The 17,581-nt window shown below is 72.9% G+C and carries 14 protein-coding genes; 5 read left to right on the forward strand and 9 right to left on the reverse strand.

The window, feature by feature from the left end; genetic code table 11:
- Window positions 1-21: 21 nt before the first annotated feature.
- From ACE3QP_RS01600 to ACE3QP_RS01620, 5 genes are read right to left on the reverse strand one after another with little or no spacing between them, the layout of a single operon-like run.
- Entirely contained in the window at window positions 22-2,175 is a 2,154-nt protein-coding gene (locus ACE3QP_RS01600) for a hypothetical protein (protein ID WP_374433034.1), read from the reverse strand.
- Between the two features lie 16 nt (window positions 2,176-2,191).
- On the reverse strand, window positions 2,192-3,817 hold the full coding sequence (locus ACE3QP_RS01605) for a TrkA family potassium uptake protein (RefSeq protein ID WP_374433037.1): 1,626 nt from the start codon (window positions 3,815-3,817) through the stop codon (window positions 2,192-2,194).
- 14 nt (window positions 3,818-3,831) lie between these two features.
- Window positions 3,832-4,212 (reverse strand): DUF6394 family protein, encoded by a 381-nt coding sequence (locus ACE3QP_RS01610; RefSeq protein ID WP_374433039.1) that lies wholly within the window; start codon window positions 4,210-4,212, stop codon window positions 3,832-3,834.
- Complete coding sequence (locus ACE3QP_RS01615; protein ID WP_374433040.1) at window positions 4,209-4,985, reverse strand: hypothetical protein; 777 nt, start codon at window positions 4,983-4,985, stop codon at window positions 4,209-4,211. The genes ACE3QP_RS01610 and ACE3QP_RS01615 overlap by 4 nt, the downstream gene beginning before the upstream one ends.
- Entirely contained in the window at window positions 4,982-5,899 is a 918-nt protein-coding gene (locus ACE3QP_RS01620; RefSeq protein ID WP_374433042.1) for a DMT family transporter, read from the reverse strand. The genes ACE3QP_RS01615 and ACE3QP_RS01620 overlap by 4 nt, the downstream gene beginning before the upstream one ends.
- A gap of 55 nt (window positions 5,900-5,954) precedes the next feature.
- Here ACE3QP_RS01620 and ACE3QP_RS01625 point away from each other — a divergent pair, with 55 nt between their 5' ends.
- Window positions 5,955-6,548, forward strand: coding sequence for a helix-turn-helix domain-containing protein (locus ACE3QP_RS01625; RefSeq protein WP_374433043.1), 594 nt, complete (start codon window positions 5,955-5,957; stop codon window positions 6,546-6,548).
- Window positions 6,545-7,507, forward strand: a complete 963-nt coding sequence (locus ACE3QP_RS01630) for a GNAT family N-acetyltransferase (RefSeq protein WP_374433045.1) — start codon at window positions 6,545-6,547, stop codon at window positions 7,505-7,507. The genes ACE3QP_RS01625 and ACE3QP_RS01630 overlap by 4 nt, the downstream gene beginning before the upstream one ends.
- 13 nt (window positions 7,508-7,520) lie before the next feature.
- Here the strand turns inward: ACE3QP_RS01630 and ACE3QP_RS01635 are convergent, their stop codons facing one another.
- The gene (locus tag ACE3QP_RS01635; RefSeq protein WP_374433047.1) at window positions 7,521-10,295 is read right to left on the reverse strand and encodes a site-2 protease family protein; all 2,775 of its coding nucleotides are present in this window, start codon (window positions 10,293-10,295) and stop codon (window positions 7,521-7,523) included.
- A 4-nt stretch (window positions 10,296-10,299) separates the two neighbouring features.
- Complete coding sequence (locus ACE3QP_RS01640; protein ID WP_374433048.1) at window positions 10,300-10,860, reverse strand: DinB family protein; 561 nt, start codon at window positions 10,858-10,860, stop codon at window positions 10,300-10,302.
- 115 nt (window positions 10,861-10,975) lie between these two features.
- Here ACE3QP_RS01640 and ACE3QP_RS01645 point away from each other — a divergent pair, with 115 nt between their 5' ends.
- The gene (locus tag ACE3QP_RS01645) at window positions 10,976-13,027 is read left to right on the forward strand and encodes an FAD-dependent oxidoreductase (protein WP_374433050.1); all 2,052 of its coding nucleotides are present in this window, start codon (window positions 10,976-10,978) and stop codon (window positions 13,025-13,027) included.
- Here ACE3QP_RS01645 and ACE3QP_RS01650 read toward each other — a convergent pair.
- Both ACE3QP_RS01650 and ACE3QP_RS01655 read right to left on the reverse strand, forming a co-directional pair.
- Window positions 13,024-13,968, reverse strand: coding sequence for a diguanylate cyclase (locus ACE3QP_RS01650; RefSeq protein ID WP_374433175.1), 945 nt, complete (start codon window positions 13,966-13,968; stop codon window positions 13,024-13,026). The two genes, ACE3QP_RS01645 and ACE3QP_RS01650, sit on opposite strands and share 4 nt — an antisense overlap.
- Window positions 13,850-16,078, reverse strand: a complete 2,229-nt coding sequence (locus tag ACE3QP_RS01655; RefSeq protein ID WP_374433052.1) for a two-component regulator propeller domain-containing protein — start codon at window positions 16,076-16,078, stop codon at window positions 13,850-13,852. Before ACE3QP_RS01655 ends, ACE3QP_RS01650 begins: the two co-directional genes overlap by 119 nt.
- Before the next feature lie 151 nt (window positions 16,079-16,229).
- Between ACE3QP_RS01655 and lepB the strand changes: the two genes are divergently transcribed.
- Both lepB and ACE3QP_RS01665 read left to right on the forward strand, forming a co-directional pair.
- Window positions 16,230-16,883: a signal peptidase I gene (lepB, locus tag ACE3QP_RS01660; RefSeq protein WP_374433054.1), complete on the forward strand. Its 654-nt coding sequence runs from the start codon at window positions 16,230-16,232 to the stop codon at window positions 16,881-16,883.
- A gap of 10 nt (window positions 16,884-16,893) precedes the next feature.
- On the forward strand, window positions 16,894-17,490 hold the full coding sequence (locus ACE3QP_RS01665; RefSeq protein ID WP_374433055.1) for a DUF938 domain-containing protein: 597 nt from the start codon (window positions 16,894-16,896) through the stop codon (window positions 17,488-17,490).
- The last annotated feature ends 91 nt before the right edge of the window (window positions 17,491-17,581 follow it).

Genomic DNA, 17,581 nt, shown 5'->3' on the forward strand with positions numbered 1-17,581 from the left:
GGTTCCTGATCGATGAGGGGGTCAACGCAGCGCCAGCAGCTCGCCGCCTTCGCGTTCCATCAGCAACAGCTGAGCGGCCTCCCACCACCAGGCATCGGACCAGCGTGAATCCTGATCCGGCACGCCCTGGCGCCGCCACTTCAGCGCGGCCTGCGCCGCATCGCGCAGGCGGTAGTGGTGCAGATGCACGCCCTCCAGCAACACCGCACGCCCGCCGCCCAGGTCGATCACGCGGCCCGTGCCGGCCGGCCGGCCCGACACCCCGTCCCACAGCAGCAGGCGCCCGGCGTCCTCGGCGCGCACGCTTTGGTAGCGGCTGGCCTGCCAGCGCGGCCCCGCGCCGCGCACGCCGCGCTCCTCGCGCTCCAGCTCGGCGATGGCCGCCGCATCCGGCATCAGTTCATGCCAGCCGACGGCCGAGGTGTTGCCGTCGTCCTCCTCAATCCAGCTAGCACCCTCGCGCAGCGCACCGCTGCGCGCCTTCACCAGGGTCCAGCCGCCTTGTGCAGCGGCGCGGTACAGGCGCAGCTCGGCGCGGTCCGCCTTGAGCCAGCGGGCCAGCACCTGGTCGCCCAGCCACACGGCGGTTTCCAGCTGCCAGCCCGGGCGGCGCTCGACGGTGCTGCGGGCCTGGCTGTTGAGCTGTTCGGCGAAGGGGCGCAGGCTGAGCGTGTCGCCCTGCCAGCTCAGGAACTGGGCGCGGGCAAACGAGGGCGTGCTGCAAAGCCCGAGTTGGCGCGGTGTGGGCCAGCGCGCCAGCACCTGGCCGCTGGCGGGGTCGAGCTGGTGGATCTGTTGGCCCTGATCCAGCCAGAGCTGGCCTGCGGGGCTGAGGCCCCAGCGGCGCGGCGCGCGGTCGGGGTGCCGCGTTTCGGGCCAGTCGGTGCCCCGGCAGCGCTTGGGCTGCGCCTCCGACCAGGTTTGCAGCTGAAGGCGCCAGAGCGGCTCAGCCGGCGCGGCCACGCGCTCCAACTCGCGCGCCTGCGCGGCCTCCTGGGGTTCGCGGCACAGGCTGGCCGCCGCCGCGCTGCGCGCCGGCAGGGCGGCAAGATCGACCGGTACGCTCAGGTTCTGCCAGGGCTGCAGGCGCCAGGGGCTGTGGTCGTACTGGGTCCCTTCGCGCGGCACGCGCAAGCCACGGCGCAGCAGCAGGCCCTGGGCATGCCCCTGAAGCGCCACCGCCTCGACGCCTCCTTCGATGGGCAACCGGGCGCTGTGCACGAGGCGGCCGTTGCTGGCATCCAGCCAGAGCAGGCGCTGGACCTTGGCCTTGGCCTCAGGGCGCGCCTCCAGCACCGCCACCCAGCGCCCCAATGGGTCGGCGGCCAGGCTCTGCACGCCGGCCAGCTCGGGCAGGGCCCAGGTCTGTCGGCGCACCGGGCATTGCAGCTCCAGGGCCTCCAGCGCGCCCTGCCGGTTCAACCAGAACTGCCGCACGGCGCTCGCGGCCTGCAGATAGCCCTCGGGTTCCTGAAAGCCTCCGTCCCGCTGGGCCTCGTTCCACAAGGCGCCACTTTGCAGATCCCAGCGGCTCCATTGCAGGCTGCTCGGGCCGGCGATGTCCTCCCATTGCTCGCCGCGTTGCAGCGTCAGCGCGGCCAGGCGCGCGCCGCCGTCCTCAAAGCGCAGCGCGAGCGGCGGGTGGGCCAGCTCCAGCACGCGCAGGGTCTTGCCGCTGCGCGGGTTCAGCACGCTGACCTGGGTGCTGCCACTTTCCCCGCTGTGCGCCAGCCATTGCCCGTCGGCCGACACGGCCAGGGCGCCCGGTGTGTAAACGGGCAAGGCCTCGCCCGAGCCCTCAGCTTGCGCTGCGCAAGGGCTCCAGGGCAGTGCCATGCGCTTTGGCGCGGCGGTGCCGAAATCGACCCGCAGCAGGCAGCCGCTTTCGTGCAGCGCCCAGGCCTGCAGGCCGCTGCCGTGGCTGGCCAGCGCGCGCACGCCCGCGGGCAGCTGGAAGCGCTGGGCGGGCGCGCCGGCCTGCTGGGCTTCGCGCAGCAGCTCACCGCGCGGCGTCAGGCTGAGCCGCCAGGCGCCGTCGTCCGAGACCCAGACTGGCCGATGGGCGTGCGCATGGGCCACGTGGGCCAGGTCTTCGCCGGTGGGGCCGGCCGCCTGGGCGCCGGAAAGCAAGGCCAGCAGCAGGGCCAGGGCGTAGAAGGGGCGGGGGCGTCGCATCGGCACAGGAGTCTCCTCAGCGCCAGGCCAGCGCCTGCGCCCGCAGGCGCGCGCGCTCGGCCGCGCTGCCGCACAGCAGCAAATGGTCGCCCGGCCACAGCAGCTCCCGGCCGGTGGGCAGCAGCTCCAGCCGGCCATTGCGCTCCAGCAGCAGGGGCACCACGCCCAGCGGGCTGCCATCGGCGCGGGTCAGCAGCTGGTCCAGATGGAGCGCCTGGCCCTCGGCCAGGCGGGCGCAGGCCTGCGGCAGGCTGTCGGGCTCCAGGCGCAGGCTCCAGCTCTCCAGCACCTCGTCGCCCACCACCTGGCGCACGCGCGCCAACAGCGCGGCGGCCCAGGCCTCGTCCTCAATCTCGGCGCGGTTCAGAAAGCCGTGCAGCAGCGGCGCGCGGGTGTGGCGCAGCACCTCGGTGGCCACCATGTAGCCGGTGCCCATCACCAGGTCCACCGCGGCGGCGCGGAACAGCGAGGCGTTGCGGCGCTGGCTCAGGCGCGCCACGGTGAACAGGCCGGGGCGCAGCTGGCGCGCGGCCTGCAGCACGGCCAGGTTGTCGATGTCGTCGCCCAGGCCGGCCACCAGGGCCACGGCATCCTCCAGGCCGGCGCGGCGCAGCACGCCGGGGTCGGTGGGGTTGGCGCGCTCGCCGCTGCAATGCGGGTCGCCGTGGAAGTCGGCATCCACCACATGCACCTCCAGCCCCTCTTCCAGCAGGCGGCGCTTCAGGGCCTTGGCAAAGCGGCCCCAGCCGCACACCACCCAGCGGCCGCGCGGCAGTTCGGTCACCGGGGCCATGGCGGTCTGGCGCTGTGCGGTCAGTGCCTCGTACAGCACATGCAGGCTGGGGCTGCGCAGCGCCACGCCCATGCGGGCGGCAAAGCGGTCGTAGGGGTTGATCAGCGCGCGCGCGCCGGCGGCGGCGATGCGCGGGTGCCAGGCGTGGTCGCGCGCGGCGCACAGCACCATCAGGCCGGGGTTGAGCAGGCGCGCGGCCAGGGTGATGCGGGCGTTGGCGGCGTCGCTGCCGGTCAGCACCAGCAGGCCGCGGCAGTGCGGGTGGGTGACGCCGGCCTGGCGCAGCACGCGCGGGTCGGTGGCGTCGCCGGCTAGCGCGGGCACGGGGCTGAGGTGGTCGTCCACATCGGTGGTGGCCACCTGCTGCGGGTCGGCATCCAGCACCACCACGCGCAGGCCGTCCTCGGTCAGTTCACGCGTCACGCGGCGGCCGGCCTGGTCGTAGCCGCACAGCAGATAGAAGGGTTCGCGCAGGCGCTGCACCTGGTACTCGAAGCGCTGCTCGCGCCACAGGCGGCGCAGCAGCGGGTCCTGCAGGATGGTGAGCAGGCTGCCGACCGAGTACAGCCAGGCCAGCACCGTCAGGTAGATCGAGAAGGTGGCCCAGAGCCGCTGGGCGTCGCTGAAGGGGTAGGGAATCTCGCCCAGGCCGATGGTGTTGCCCAGGAAGCTGACGAAGTAGAAGGCGTGGAAGAAGCTCATCTTCCAGGGCTGACCGTCGGGCGTCTGGCCGGGCATCAGCGTCATTCCGAGCACGGCGAGGGCGTAGCTGCAGATGAGCACCATCAGCGGCGCGCGCATGCGCCGCAGCAGCACGAACAGGCCGTGCCGGGGCGGGAGCTGGATCATGGCGTCAGCGAACCTCAGCGGCGCAGATTGGCCATCTCGATCATCAGCAGCACCACCGAGATCACGTTCGCCACCGCCGCGCCGATGGCCAGCGAGACCACGGTGGCCATCTGGTGCTCGCTCAGGGCCGCGGTGTGGGCGCCGTACCAGCCCCAGCACACGGCGGCGGCGATGAGCTGCACATCGGCCACCAGGCTGGTGGCCAGCATGGCCGAGCCGAGCGGCGAGCGATCCCCGAACTTCATCACCGTGGCCAGCAGGCTGACCACCAGCGCGAAGAAGAGCTCGACGACGTTGTGGTGCGCGGGGTTGCCCAGCTCGCCGATGACGAAGCCGACGTTCAGGGTCAGCGCCAGCACGATGACGAAGGCAAAGAAGACGCGGTCCAGGCTCATGCGGTGGGTTCCTCGGGGGTGGGTGCGCCATCTTCCCTCAGCACCTGCTGCGCCGGCTCCTCGGGTGCGCGCAGCGGGCTGGCCTTGGCCAGCTCCAGCCAGGTGGCGTGGTCCGGTTGATGGGGCCGCTGCGGCGCCGGGCGGCCCAGTTCGAAATGGGTGGCGTGCGCGATCCACACGCCGAACTGGGGCGGCACCTCGTCCACCTCGGCAATGCCCGCGGCCAGCACGAACCAGGTCTGGCCCGAGAGCGCCGCGTAGGCCGCGCTCTTGGCGGGGCGGCGCAGCTCGCCCAGCAGATCGGCGCGGCTGACCTTGATCTCGTGGATCGCCACCTCCAGGCCGGCCGGCTTGCTGCTCGGGCGCAGCGAGTAGACGTCCGGCTGGCACATCAGCCAGCGCAGCTTGGGCGGGGCGGCGGCGGGTTCGATCAGTTCGCCCTCGGCCGCTGGCGAGGGCTCGCGCTCACGCGGCAGCCCGGCGCGCAGGCTCAAGGAAGTCCACACCAGGCGGCCGGCGCGCTGCAGCTCGCGCGCGGTGCGCTCCACCAGGGCTTCATGCGCACTGCGGCGCGCACGGTTGCCCTGCAGGCCCTGCACGGCGGCCTGGATGCCGGCGTCGGTCAGCCGCAGGCGCTCGCGGCCGTCGGGCTCGCGCAAGCGCTCCAGCCAGCCGGCGGCCAGCAGTTCCAGCTCCAGGCTGTCCTGGCAGGGCCAGCCGGCGCTGCGGTAGAGCTCGCGCAGGCGGCGCGTCTGGGCGGGCGTGGGTTTCATTCGCCGGGCGGGCTGTCGATCGGGGGCTTGCGGCTGCCGAACTGGGCGAGCGCCACGCCGGCCAGGATCAGCACCGCGCTGCCCAGCTTGTGCAGGCTGAAGGCCTCGTCCACGAAGAACCAGGACGACAGCCCGGCCACCACCGGCATCAGGTAGATCAGCGGCGCGGTGCGGCCCACGCCGCGCTGCGCGCCAGCGTAGCCCCAGGCCAGCCAGCCGATGAAGCCGCCTCCGATCACGCTCCACAGCGTGCCGGCCCAGGCCCAGGCCGGCAGCTGGCCCCAGGGCACGGCGGCCATGCTGGGTGCGCAATAAGCCAGCGTGGGCAGGGTGCCCAGCAGCGTGCCGTAGGCCAGCACGGCCACGCCGCCATGCGCCTGAATGAGCGGCTTGCTGGCCACCGAGTAGTAGCTGAACAGCGCGGCGGCCAGCAGCAGCACGCCATCGCCGGCGCTCGCGGCCCAGGCTCCGGGCTGGCCGCCGAGCAGCTTGTCCGCCGTGTAGGCCAGCGCACCGGCCGCGGCCACCGCCACGCCCAGCCACTGCGCCCAGGCCAGGCGTTCCACCCCCAGGCTGCGGAGGATCAGCAGCGTGAATACCGGCCCGCAGGCCAGCAGCACGCTGGCCGAAAAGGGCGTGGAACCTTGCAGGCCCACGGCGGCCAGCACCAGGTGCAGGGCCTGGCCGAACAGGGCCACCGGCAGCAGCTTCCACCACTCCGCACGCGCCAGGCGCGGCCAGTTCCAGCGGAAGTAGACCCAGAGCAGCAGCACCGAGCAGACCGGCGCGATCAGGTAGCGCAGGCCTACGAAGGCCACCGGGCCCATCAGGCCGAACAGGGCCTTCTGCAAGGGGAAGTTCAGGCCCCAGACCAGGATGGTGGCCAGGGCCGCGAGCAGGGGAAGCGAGGGCATGGGGCTCATCATGCCTTGACGGCATTTCTCAAAATTGGCTAGCATTGTCTCAAATATGAGAAATACAACCGACACCGAAGCCCCCGAAGACCCCGCGCTGGAGCAGCGCCTGGCGCAGCGCCTGGCCGCGCTGCGGGCCGCCGCCGGCTGGAGCCTGGACGAGCTGGCCACGCGCAGCGGCATCAGCCGTGCCACGCTCTCGCGCCTGGAGCGTGCCGAGACCAGCCCTACCGCCAGCCTGCTGAACCGCCTGTGCGCGGCGCATGGGCTCACCATGTCGCGCCTGCTGGCCGATGTGGAGAGCGCACCGGCCCGGCACCTGCCCGCCGCCCAGCAGCCGCTGTGGCAGGACGAAGCCAGCGGCTTCACGCGCCGCATGCTGGCGCCGCCGTTGGCCGGCTTTGCCACCGAGCTGATCGAGGGCCGGCTCAAGCCCGGCGCGCGCATCGCCTACGAACACCCGCCGCTGCCGGGCCTGGAGCAGCACCTCTGGCTGATCGCCGGGCGGCTGAACCTGCACTTGGGCGAGACCGTGCACGAGCTGCGTGCCGGCGATTCGCTCAGCTTCAAGCTCTGGGGCCCCTCCGCCTTCGAGGTGCCCGGCGCCGCCGAAGCCCGCTACCTGATTGCCATCACGAACCCCCGATGAAGCTCGTTCCCCTGCAAGACCTGAACCCTGACGCCCTGGTGCCGCTGCTGCGCGACACCGTGCAGCTTGGCGCCAGCATTGGCTGGACGGCCACCCCGAGTGAGGACGCTGCGCGCGCCTTCTGGCAGCGCTGCCAGGACAGTTGCCGCCGTGGTGAGCGCCAGGGCTTCGTGGCCGTGGAGGGCGAGCAGGTGCTGGGCAGTGCCCAGCTGGTGCTGGACACGCCGGACAACGGCGCGCACCGCGCCGAGGTCTGCAAGGTCATGGTGGCGCCGGCCGCGCGCCAGCGCGGCCTGGGCGCGCAGCTGATGCAGGCCGCCGAGGCGGCCGCCGTGCAGCAGGGCCGCCGCCTGCTGGTGCTGGACACCGTGCGCGCCAGCCCGGCCGAGCGCCTGTACCGGCGCCTGGGTTATCAGGTTTGCGGCCACATTCCCGCCTACGCCATGAGCACCGCCGGCGCGCTGGAGCCCACGCAGGTGATGTTCAAGCGCCTGGGCGCGCAGGGCGAATGGGTGCAGCCGGTGGCCACCGATCACCCCGAGGCCCTGGCGCTGCAGGACGCGCTCTCGGCCCTGCTGATGCAGCGATTCGGCAGCGATGGCCGCGCCAATTTCCAGGCCAGCGGCATGCCCGCAGGCGCCGTCTTCGCGCTGGCCCGTGCCGCCGATGGGCAGCCCCTGGGCTGCGGCGCCCTGCGCCCGCTGGCCGAATTCGCCGGCGTGGGCGAACTCAAGCGCATGCATGCGCAGGCGCCGCGCCACGGCGTGGGCCGCTTGCTGCTGAACTATCTGGAACAGGAGGCCTGGCAGCAGGGCTGGCGCGAACTCAGGCTAAGCACGCGCCGCGCCAACCACGAGGCCCTGGCCTTCTATGCCGGCGCGGGCTTCAGCGAATGCCCGCCCTATGGCCCTTACGTCGGGCGGGCTGATTCAATCTGTCTGCACAAGCGCTTGGGCTGATCAGGGTCGCTGATCACTGCAAGCCATAGCGCGCCAGCAGCGCGCGCCGGCCCTGCTGGGTCAGCTGCATGCGCCGCGCCGCCAGGCCTTCGATGCCTTCCAGATCGGGCAGAGGAGGGACGGTGCGGCCGGTCTTGGCCCGCCAGCGTTGCGCAGCGGCCTGGGCGGCGGCGCTGTCGCCCCGCCAATGCGCTTCCTCGACCTCGCGCAGGGCGATCGGAGCGCCTGAGGGCGCACCGCTGACCCAAAGCAGCACTCGCACCATCAGCCCTGGGGTGGGTGCGGCAGCGGGCGCGGGCAACTTGGACACCTGGGCGCGCTGCCAATCGCTGCGGCCCACGGTCTCGGCCAGCCACAGGCCCTGGCGGCGCAGCGACTCGCCGGTGTGCGGGCCGGCCCCGGGCGCAGCCTGCAGCGCGGGCAGCAGGCGTTCCAGCAGCGCCAAGCCGGCGGCCGCGCCACCGCGGGCCACACTGGCATCGAGCTGCAGCTGGGCCAGATCCTCCTGCAGGTCCGCGTCCGGCCCGGCGGTCTCTTGCCAGGCGCGCAGCTGTTCGAACAGGGCGGCGCTGTCGCCGCGCGCATGCAGCGCGTCCAGGTGGTGGCGGCGCAGTGCCGCCGCATCCGGCCCGCCGGCCGCCCCGGCGCCACGCGCCAGCGCCCGGGCCAGATGGGCCTGGCGTTGCGCGGGGTCGCGGGCCAGCGGCAGCTCCAGCCAGCGCGCGGTGGCGCGGTACAGCGGCGCGGGGTCGGCGTACGCGGCCTCGGGCTGCTCGTAGCGCGCCAGGGCCTGCTCCAGCAGCGCCTGGCGCTCGGCGGGCTCGGCGCGCGCCTGCGCTTGCCACAGCGCCAGCTGGGTCTGCCGGGCCAGCGCGTCGGGCAGGCCCGGGGCCAGCCGCGCGGCCTCGTTCAGCAGGGCCTCGGCGGCGGGCAGGCGGCCGGGCGGGTGGGTCGCGAGCTCGGCACTCACCGCGTCCAGCTCGTCCTCCAGCAGGCGCCATTGCGCGGCCGGGTCGCCCAGCGTGGCCAGGCGTTCGCGCAGCGCCTGCAGCTCCTGGTTGCGCTGCGCCAGGTAGGCCGCCATGCCGGCGGCCTGGGCCTGGGCATCCGGTTCGCCGGCCGACACCTGCGCCAGCGGCTCCGGCGCGCGCAGCCGCCCGAAGTGCAGGCCCGCCGCCAGCAGCGGCAGGGCCAAGCAGAAGGCGTACAGCAGCAAGCCGGCGCTGCGCGCCGTCCAGCCCAGCCGCGGCTGCTGGGCCAGCGGCAGCAGGGCCTGCACCAATAGCTTCTGCTCGGCCCACGGCAGCCGGCCATGGCCGAGCGCTTGCAGGCCCTGGAACAAGGCCCGCAGCGCCGCAGCCGGGCTCAGGCCGCCCCAATGGCCTTGCGTCTGCAGATGGCGGGCCAGGCGCGCCTGCCGGGCCTGGTGCTGCAGGCCCAGGGCCATCAACAGCAGCGCGCCCAGAAAGACCGTGCGGCCGATGCCCGCCTCCCCATCCAGCACCCAGGCGGCCAGGGCCAGCAGGCCGAGCACGCGGCCGGTGAAGGCGGCCCAGGGCCAGCGGCCCAGCAAGAGCAGCTCGAACACCTTGCCGCCATCCAGCGGGTGAAAGGGCAGCAGGTTGAAGGCGTTCAGCAGCCCGGCAAACCAGGCGGTGTTGCGCAGCCAGCTGGCTTCCATGGGTAACCACAGCAGGCCGGCCAGGCCCAGCAGCAGCCCGGGCAGCGGCCCGGCCAGCAGCACGAAGAGCTCGCGCCCCGCCGTGGGCCGCTCGGCCCGGCCGCTGACGGCCGCGCCCATGAAGGGCAGGAAGAAGACCTGCAAGTCGCGGTAGCCGCACAGGCGCATCGCCGCCAGATGGCCCAGCTCATGAAAAAGCAGCACGCCCAGCAGCGCCGGCAGCACCGCCCAGTCCAGGCTCAGGCCAAAGGACAGCGCGGCCGCCGCGGCGGTGACCAGGAACAGCCCCCATTTGGCGGCGCCGCTGCGCGTCGTGCTGCGCGCGGCCTGCTGCTCGCGCTCGAAGCGCTCGATCTGGTCCTCCAGGCTCGCGGGCGGCAGGGCGACGTCGTCCGCCATACCCCGCTGCGAGGGCCCGAACACGGCCCAGGCGCGCCCCAGCATGCGCAAGGCGGCCCGCGCGCCGACGCGGTAGCTGCCATCACCCACGGGCAGGTAGTCGCCGCGCTGGACGCGCTGCTCGAAGGCCTGGCGCTCGGCCTGCGCACCGGCCGCCACCCAGTGCTCGGCCGGCCAGCGCAACCAGGCCGCGGCATCGGCGCGCAGCGCCTGCATGCGGGCCCGGTGGGCCTGCCAGACGGCGGCCCAGCTCGGCAGCCACAGGTCCTGGGTCTCGGTGTCGGGCAGGTCCAGTGCGCCGGCGATGCTGGCGCGGTTGCGGGTCACCAGGGTCTGGCCATCCGCCGTGCGGCTGACGAAATACAGCGCGAAAACGCGCCCCCGATCCGGCACCGCCAGCTGCAGCAGGTAGGCGGCGGCGCCGTCGGCATGCGTCAGCACCAGCGCATGCTGCGGCAGCGGGCGCCCGGCGCTGCTGAGCGCCACCACGCGCAAGGCCTGCGGCGCGCCAAAGCCCAGCGCCTCGACCAGGGCCCGGGCCGGCGCCAAGGCGCTGCTGGCCTCGGCCGGCAGCTCGGCCAGGGCCTGGGTCTCAGGCGGCAGCAGGCGCAACCGGCGGATGGCCGTCAGCGTCATGGCACTGGCCGCCAGCCCGAACAGCAGCAGCGCGGCGCCGGCCACCAGCAGCAGAGTCAAGGCCAAATCCATGGCCTCAGGCCTGACCGTAGACCTGGGCCTCGCGCCAGCCCAGCGCCGCCATGTCGGGCTCGCGCAGATGGGCCTCGCTGGGCATCATGAATTCATCCAGCTGCGGCGGCGCCACCCCGGTGCTGCTGAGCATGGCGTGCACCTGGCCGCGGTGGTGCGTCTGGTGCATGAACAGATGGGCCAGCAGATGCGCCACTCGGTCCACCTGCACATGGTCGGCGCGCGGGATGTGCACCGCCGCGTCGCAGCCGGCGGCGTCCAGGCGGGCGCAGAAGTCGATTAGCCGCAGATCCACCGCGCGCTGGGCGGCCTCCCAGTCGGCCAGGGTCTCGGGGTTGCGGAAGGTTTCGAACACCCGGCGCGCGCTGGCATCGCCTTCGAGCACCGCCACGTAGAACAAGTCGACTTCCAGGATGTGCCCCAGCGTGGCGGCCAGGCTCGGGAAGAAGCCCACGCGCGGGGCCTGGAACTCGGGTGCGGTCAGACCCTGCATCGCGCGGGCCAGGCGCTGGTTCATCAGGTGGTTGGCGTGGGCTTGGATGCGCAGGTAATGGCTCAGGTCCATGAGAGGCAGGGGCAGGAGTGGAGCCGGGCACGATAGCGCGCCCTGGTGAAAACCCAGGCCCGCGGTCGGCAGCACGCTCTAGAGCGGCACGAGGGCCGGCGCCTAGCATCCGCAGATGACCACCTACCCCCACCTGCTTGAGCCCCTGGACCTGGGTTTCACCACCCTGCGCAACCGCGTGCTGATGGGTTCGATGCACACCGGCCTGGAAGACGGCCGCAAGCATTTCGATCGCGCGGCCGCCTATTTCGCCGAGCGCGCGCGGGGCGAGGTGGGGCTGATCGTCACCGGTGGCTTCGCGCCCAATGTGGCGGGCTGGGTCAAGCCCTTCGCCGGCATGCTCACAACCAGCGGCGCGGCGCAGCGCCACAAGGTGATCACGAACGCGGTGCACGCCGAGGGCGGCAAGATCGCGCTGCAGATCCTGCATGCCGGGCGCTACGGCTACCACCCCTTCATCGTCGCGCCCTCGCGCATCCAGTCGCCCATCACGCCCTTCAAGCCTTTTGCCTTGAGCGAGCGTGGCATCGAGCGGCAGATCCGCGCCTTCGTGCGCTGCGCCAAATTGGCACGCGAGGCCGGCTACGACGGCGTCGAGGTGATGGGCTCCGAGGGCTACTTCATCAACGAGTTCCTCAGCCCGCACACCAACCAGCGCACGGATGCCTGGGGTGGCGCGTACGAGAACCGCATGCGCCTGCCGGTGGAGATCGTGCGCCGCATCCGCGAGGCCTGCGGGCCGGACTTCATCATCATCTACCGCATCAGCCTGCTGGACCTGCTGCCGCAGGGCCAGCGCTGGGACGAGGTGATGCAGCTGGCGCAGGGCGTCATCCAGGCTGGCGCCACCATCCTCAACAGCGGCATCGGCTGGCACGAAGCGCGCGTGCCCACCATCGCCACCAGCGTGCCGCGCGCCGGCTTCGCCTGGGTGACCAAGAAGCTGCGCGAGGGCCTGCGCGCGCAGGGCCTCAGCACGCCGGTGGTGGCCACCAACCGCATCAACATGCCCGAGGTGGCCGAGCAGGTGCTGAGCGAAGGCAGCGCCGACATGGTCAGCATGGCCCGCCCCTTTCTGGCCGATGCCGAGTTCGTCAAGAAGGCGCGGGAAGGCCGGCGCGACGAGATCAACACCTGCATCGCCTGCAACCAGGCCTGCCTGGACCACACCTTCAAGAACCAGATCGCCAGCTGCCTGGTGAACCCGCGCGCTGCGCACGAGACCCTGCTGCGCATCACCCCGGTGCCGGCCAAGAAGAAGGTGGCGGTGGTGGGCGCCGGCCCGGCCGGCTTGGCCGCGGCCACCACGGCGGCCGAGCGCGGCCATGCCGTCACCTTGTTCGACGGTGCGGCCGAGATCGGCGGCCAGTTCAACCTCGCCAAGCGCATCCCCGGCAAGGAAGAGTTCTTTGAAACCCTGCGCTACTTCGGCACGCGCCTGCAGAAGACCGGCGTGGACCTGCGCCTCAACACCCGCGTCAGCGCCGAGGATCTGAAGGGCTTCGACGTGGTGCTGCTGGCCACCGGCGTGACGCCGCGCAACCCGCGCATTCCCGGCCAGGACGACCCGGCGCTGGCGCACAAGGTGCTGGGCTACATCGACGTGCTCAAGGGCACGAAACCGGTGGGCCAGAAGGTGGTGGTGGTGGGCGCGGGCGGCATCGGCTTTGATGTCAGCGAGTTCCTGCTCGAAGCCGGCCACAGCCTGACCCTGGACCTGCCGGCCTGGAACAAGCACTGGGGCGTGGGCGATCCGGCCGAGACCCCGGGCGGCTACCTCAAGCCGCAACCCGGCAAGCCCAGCCGCCAGATCACCCTGCTGCAGCGCAAGGCCGGCAAGCCCGGCGGCACCTTGGGCAAGACGACGGGCTGGATCCACCGCGCCATGCTGAAGATGGCCAATGTGGAGATGCTCGGTGGCGCCAACTACGAGCGCATCACGCCCGAGGGCCTGTTCGTCACCTGGGGTGAAAAGCGCGAGAACGGCCAGCTGATCGAGGCCGACAGCATCGTCATCTGCGCCGGCCAGGAGCCGCTGCGCGAGCTGCAGGCGCCGCTGCAGGCGCTGGGCATTCCGGTGCACCTGATCGGCGGCGCGCTGGAAGCGGGCGAGCTGGACGCCAAGCGCGCCATCCGCCAGGGTACGGAGCTGGCGGCGGCGCTTTAGGGCGCCATGCCACTCTGTCCGCGCCGCACCTCCAGGCGCGGGTCGCTGAGCCAGCGGCCCAGCTGCTGCGGCACGTCCTGCGGCGCCAGGCCGTTGGCGCGCACGGCGCCCAAGTAGCCGTCGCGGCCCTGGGCCTTGGCGGCGTAAAGCGCGGCGTCGGCCATCTGCAGCGTGGCGGCCCAGCCCCAGGCCTCGGGGCGTGTGGGGTCGAGCGGGAAGGCCACGAAGCCGATCGAGGCGGTGACCCGCACCGTCTGCCCGCCCTCCAGCACGAAGGGCGCGCTGCGCACGGCCTCGCAGACGCGCGCGGCCAGCTCGGCGGCGTCGTCGCGGGCGGTCTCGCGCACCAGGGCCAGCACCTCTTCGCCGCCCCAGCGCACCAGGGAATCGCTGGCGCGGAACACGCCGCGCAGGCGCTCGGCCAGCTGCACCAGCACGGCGTCGCCGGCGGCGTGGCCGTGCACGTCGTTGACGTGCTTGAAGTGGTCCAGGTCGAGCAGCATCACCAGCAGGTCGCTGTCGCTCGGCGGGGGCTGGCTGGCGTGGCGGCGCAGGCACAGGCGCAGGTCGTCGGGCAGGCGCAGGTCCAGGTAGCGGCGGTTGCGCAGGCCGGTCAGCGCGTCCGTCAGGCTGGCCTCGCGCAGCTCGGCGGTGCGCGCTTCCACCTCGGCGCGCAGCTCGGCCTCGCGCTGGCGCAGGCGCTGGGCGCGCCCGCGCACCCAGCCCCCCAGCGCGCCCCGCGCCAGCCACGGCAGGGCGGGCAGGGCCCCCCCGGTCTGCCACCAGGCCGGCCGCAGGTCGAACTGCAGTTCCAGCAGCTGGTCACCCCACTGGCCGGGCAGAGCCGAGGCGCGTACCTGCAGGGTGTAGTGGCCCGGCTGCAGCGGGCCGAAGCTGGGGTTGCGCTGGCCGGCATCCACCTCGGTCCAGGCTTCGTCCAGGCCGCGCAGGCGGTACTGGTAGCGCAGGCGGCCGGGGTCGGCGTAATCCAGCCCCGCGAATTCCACGCCCAGGCTGCGCGTGCCGGGCGGCAGGGGCAGGCCGGCGATCGGCACGCTGGCCGGTACGGGTTGGCCGTTGATGCGCAGGCTGCTCAGCACCACCGGGGTGGAGCGGCGGGCTGTGGTACGCCAGCGGCGCCACTTGCAGGATGCCGGCGCTGCCGCCGAACAGCAGACGGCCGTCGGGCAGGGCGGTGTTGCTGAAGAACCAGTAGGTGCCGAAGGCCGCGCCCTCGGCGGGGCCGAAGCGGTCGATGCGGTGCTGGCGCGGGTCGTAGACCAGCATCTGGCTCCAGATGCGGCCCAGGCTGTCTTCGCGCAGATTGCCGCCGAAGCGGCCGTCCACGCCGAGGGACTCGCTGATGCGCTCGAAGCGCGCGCGCTGCGTGCTGTCGAAGCCGCGCAGGCGGTGCAGGCCGCTCACCGCGGTGTCCACCCACAGCGTGCCGTTGCGCCCCACCAGCAGGGCCATGACGATGGGGGAGCCCAGGCCCTCGCCGGGTGCTTCAGCCACCGGGCGAAGCGCGTCCTGCTGCCAGCGGTAGAGGCCGAGCTGGCCCCCCACCCACACGCTCTGGTCGCGCGGGTCCTCGATCAGCGCGTGCACGGCGCCGGTCAGCGGCTGGCCGCCCGCCGGCTGCACGCGCTCCAGTGCCGCGGACTGGGCGCTGCGCAGGCGGTACAGGCCCTCCTGCATGCCCAGCCACACCTCGCCGTTGGCGCGCGGCAGGATCTGCTGGGCGCGGCCGCCGTCGAGCGGCCAGTCGTGCAGCAGCCGGCCCGCGGGCGTGCGTTGCTCGAGCCGGCCGGCGCTGGCCATCCACAGATTGCCGTCCGGGCCCTCGGCCATGAACTCGACGATGGTGCGGCGCTCGCGCGGCCAGATGCCGCGCGTGGCCAGGCCCTGCTCGGGGCGGCCGTCCAGTTCGACGACCAGGCCGGTCTGCGTGGTGACGAGCACGCGACCATTGCGCAGGCCCAGCACCGAGCGCACATCGGCTTCGGCCAGCGGGGCGTTGGGTTCCAGGTCGGCCCCGCGCACCGTGAAGGCGGGGTGGTGCTGGTGGCGCTGCAGGCCCACGCCGAAGCCGGCCACCCACATCGCGCCGTCCTGGTCGCGCAGCAGCTGGCTGATGTCGCTGCCTGCCAGACCAAGAGGGCGGCGGGCGTCCGGGCGCAGGCGCTGGCGGATGGCACCGCTCACCGGGTCCACCCACAGCAGGCCGCTCTTGGTGCCCACCCAAAGCATGCCGTCGCGCGCCTGCGCCAGCGCGTGCACGGCCACCTGCAGCTGCGTCAGTACCCAGCGCGCGCGGCCGCGCTCCACCACGCCCAGGCGGCCGTCCTGGGTGCCGAACCAGAGCCGGCCGTCCTCGTCCTCCAGCAGGCTCAGCACGGTGGCGCCCTCGGGGGCTTCGGGCAATGGCAGGTCCTGCCAGCGGCCGTTCACCCGCTGCGCCAGGCCGCGCCAGTGCGCGGCCCAAAGCTGGCCGCTCGGGCTGCGGTGCAGGGCCATCACGCGGTTTTCGGTCTGCTCGCGCCAGGGGATGGCCTCGGTGTCGAGCTGCCCGGTGGCGGGGCGGAAGCGCTGCAGGCCCTGGCCCACGGTGGCGATCCAGACCTGTCCCTCGTCGTCTTCCAGCAGCGCCCGGATGACGGCGCGCACCGTGCCGCTGGGCGAATGGCTTTCGACGCGGTCGCGCGCCGGGTCGTAGCTGAGCAGACCCTGCGAGTCGCTGCCGATCCACATGCGGCCATCGCGCCCCGGGCTGAGCGCGCGGATCCAGCCCAGATTGCGCCGCAGCGCAGAACCGCTGCCCTGTTCGATCGGGCGCAGGCGGTAGCCGTCAAAGCGCATCAGGCCTTCGCTGGTGGCCACCCACAGAAAGCCGCGGCGATCCTGCGCCAGGCTGGGTACCTGGTTCTGCGGTACCGGCACGCTGCGGAATTGCACATCCAGTGCGCCCGGCTCGTGGTGCGCCTGTGCGCTGCCCCAGGCCCCTGTCAGCAGGGCCAAGGTCCAGGCCAGACGAGGGACAGCACAGCGCATGGGCGCGCATCCTAGCGAGAGGCCATGACCCCCCTGGCACGCCATCCGTGCATTCCTGCCCGCCATTCGCCCGGCCGTTGGTGCACCCGTCTCGCCCTTGCCCTGAGCTGCGGCCGTGCCGCCTAGCCTGTGGGCTTTTGGGGAGACTTCAATGATCCGTTCCTGGTGGCGCGAACAGCGCGGCGTTCTGCTCTTCCTGGCCCTGTTCGGCCTGTTCCGCACCGCCGTAGCGGACTGGAACCCGGTGCCCACGGCCTCAATGCGGCCCACTGTCATTGAAGGCGACGTGGTGCTCGTCAACCGCCTGGCCTACCAACTCAAGCTGCCGCTCAGCGACGTGGTGCTGGCGCAGTGGCAGGAGCCGGCGCGCGGCGACATCGTCACCTTCGGCTCGCCCGCCGATGGCACGCGCCTGCTCAAGCGCGTCGTCGGCCTGCCGGGCGACCGCGTGACGCTGCGCGCCGGCCGGCTCTCCATCAACGACGTGCCGGTGCCGCTGAGCGAACCCGAGTGGGCCGAGGAGGCGCTGGGCCCGGCCCTGCGCGGCTTTGAGCAGCTGGGCGCGCGCCGCCACGCGTTGCAGGCGCTGCCGGCCGTGCCGGCGCGGCGCGATGGCGAATGGCAGGTGCCGCCCGGCCACTACTTCATGCTGGGCGACAACCGCGACAACAGCCACGACTCGCGCTACTTCGGCCCGGTGCCGCGCGCGCTGCTGATCGGCCGCGTCAGCCGCCTGTTGGCCTCCTTCGACCCCGAACGCCATTACCTGCCGCGCCTGGCGCGCCTGGGGCAGGCGCTGGAGTAAAACCGGCGGCATGCCTGCACCCCATTCCCCCGCCGCCGAACGCAACCAGCAGCCCATCCTCGAACAACTGCAGCGCCTGCTGCTCGCGCAGGGTCAGGCGCTAGAGATCGCCTCCGGCACCGGCCAGCACGCCCGCCATTTCGTGGCCGGCCTGCCGGGCTGGTTGTGGCAGCCCACCGAGGCCGACCCCGAGCTGCTGCACTGGCTGCGCCAGCCCCCGCTGCCGGCGCGCTGGCGCCCGCCGCTGGCGCTCGACGTCGCCCAGCCCGACTGGGGCCTGGGCGAGGCCCGATTCAACCTCGTCTACTGCGCCAACCTGCTGCACATCGCCCCCTGGGCCTGCTGCGCCGGCCTGATGCAGGGTGCGGCCCGCCACCTGGCGCCGCAGGGCCGGCTCATTACCTACGGGCCCTATCTGGAAGAAGGCGTGGAGACCGCGCCGAGCAACCTGGCCTTTGACGCCGACCTGCGCGCCCGCAACCCCGCCTGGGGTCTGCGTGCCCTGGCCGATGTGGGGGCCGAGGCCGCCCGTGCGGGCCTGCGGCTCAGGGAGCGGGTGGTGATGCCGGCGAACAACCTGCTGCTGGTCTGGGCACGCGATGCCTGAGCGGCTCGGCCTGTCGATGTCCCTGACGCCATTACAAAAGGAAACATTCGTCGCTTTCGCAAGTGGTTGAAGGCACTCAGAAAGCCTGTAG

The organism is Inhella sp. (genome assembly GCF_041912635.1).
Classification (GTDB): Bacteria; Pseudomonadota; Gammaproteobacteria; order Burkholderiales; family Burkholderiaceae_C; genus Inhella.

What these genes read in the sequence shown, in the direction of transcription:
- ACE3QP_RS01620 (WP_374433042.1), bottom strand. Translation starts at nt 5,899, where the DNA reads ATGCCCTCGCTTCCCCTGCTCGCGGCCCTGGCCACCATCCTGGTCTGG.
- ACE3QP_RS01625 (WP_374433043.1), top strand. Translation starts at nt 5,955, where the DNA reads ATGAGAAATACAACCGACACCGAAGCCCCCGAAGACCCCGCGCTGGAG.
- ACE3QP_RS01655 (WP_374433052.1), bottom strand. Translation starts at nt 16,078, where the DNA reads ATGCGCTGTGCTGTCCCTCGTCTGGCCTGGACCTTGGCCCTGCTGACA.
- ACE3QP_RS01645 (WP_374433050.1), top strand. Translation starts at nt 10,976, where the DNA reads ATGACCACCTACCCCCACCTGCTTGAGCCCCTGGACCTGGGTTTCACC.
- ACE3QP_RS01605 (WP_374433037.1), bottom strand. Translation starts at nt 3,817, where the DNA reads ATGATCCAGCTCCCGCCCCGGCACGGCCTGTTCGTGCTGCTGCGGCGC.
- lepB (WP_374433054.1), top strand. Translation starts at nt 16,230, where the DNA reads ATGATCCGTTCCTGGTGGCGCGAACAGCGCGGCGTTCTGCTCTTCCTG.
- ACE3QP_RS01630 (WP_374433045.1), top strand. Translation starts at nt 6,545, where the DNA reads ATGAAGCTCGTTCCCCTGCAAGACCTGAACCCTGACGCCCTGGTGCCG.
- ACE3QP_RS01640 (WP_374433048.1), bottom strand. Translation starts at nt 10,860, where the DNA reads ATGGACCTGAGCCATTACCTGCGCATCCAAGCCCACGCCAACCACCTG.
- ACE3QP_RS01615 (WP_374433040.1), bottom strand. Translation starts at nt 4,985, where the DNA reads ATGAAACCCACGCCCGCCCAGACGCGCCGCCTGCGCGAGCTCTACCGC.
- ACE3QP_RS01610 (WP_374433039.1), bottom strand. Translation starts at nt 4,212, where the DNA reads ATGAGCCTGGACCGCGTCTTCTTTGCCTTCGTCATCGTGCTGGCGCTG.
- ACE3QP_RS01665 (WP_374433055.1), top strand. Translation starts at nt 16,894, where the DNA reads ATGCCTGCACCCCATTCCCCCGCCGCCGAACGCAACCAGCAGCCCATC.
- ACE3QP_RS01600 (WP_374433034.1), bottom strand. Translation starts at nt 2,175, where the DNA reads ATGCGACGCCCCCGCCCCTTCTACGCCCTGGCCCTGCTGCTGGCCTTG.
- ACE3QP_RS01635 (WP_374433047.1), bottom strand. Translation starts at nt 10,295, where the DNA reads ATGGATTTGGCCTTGACTCTGCTGCTGGTGGCCGGCGCCGCGCTGCTG.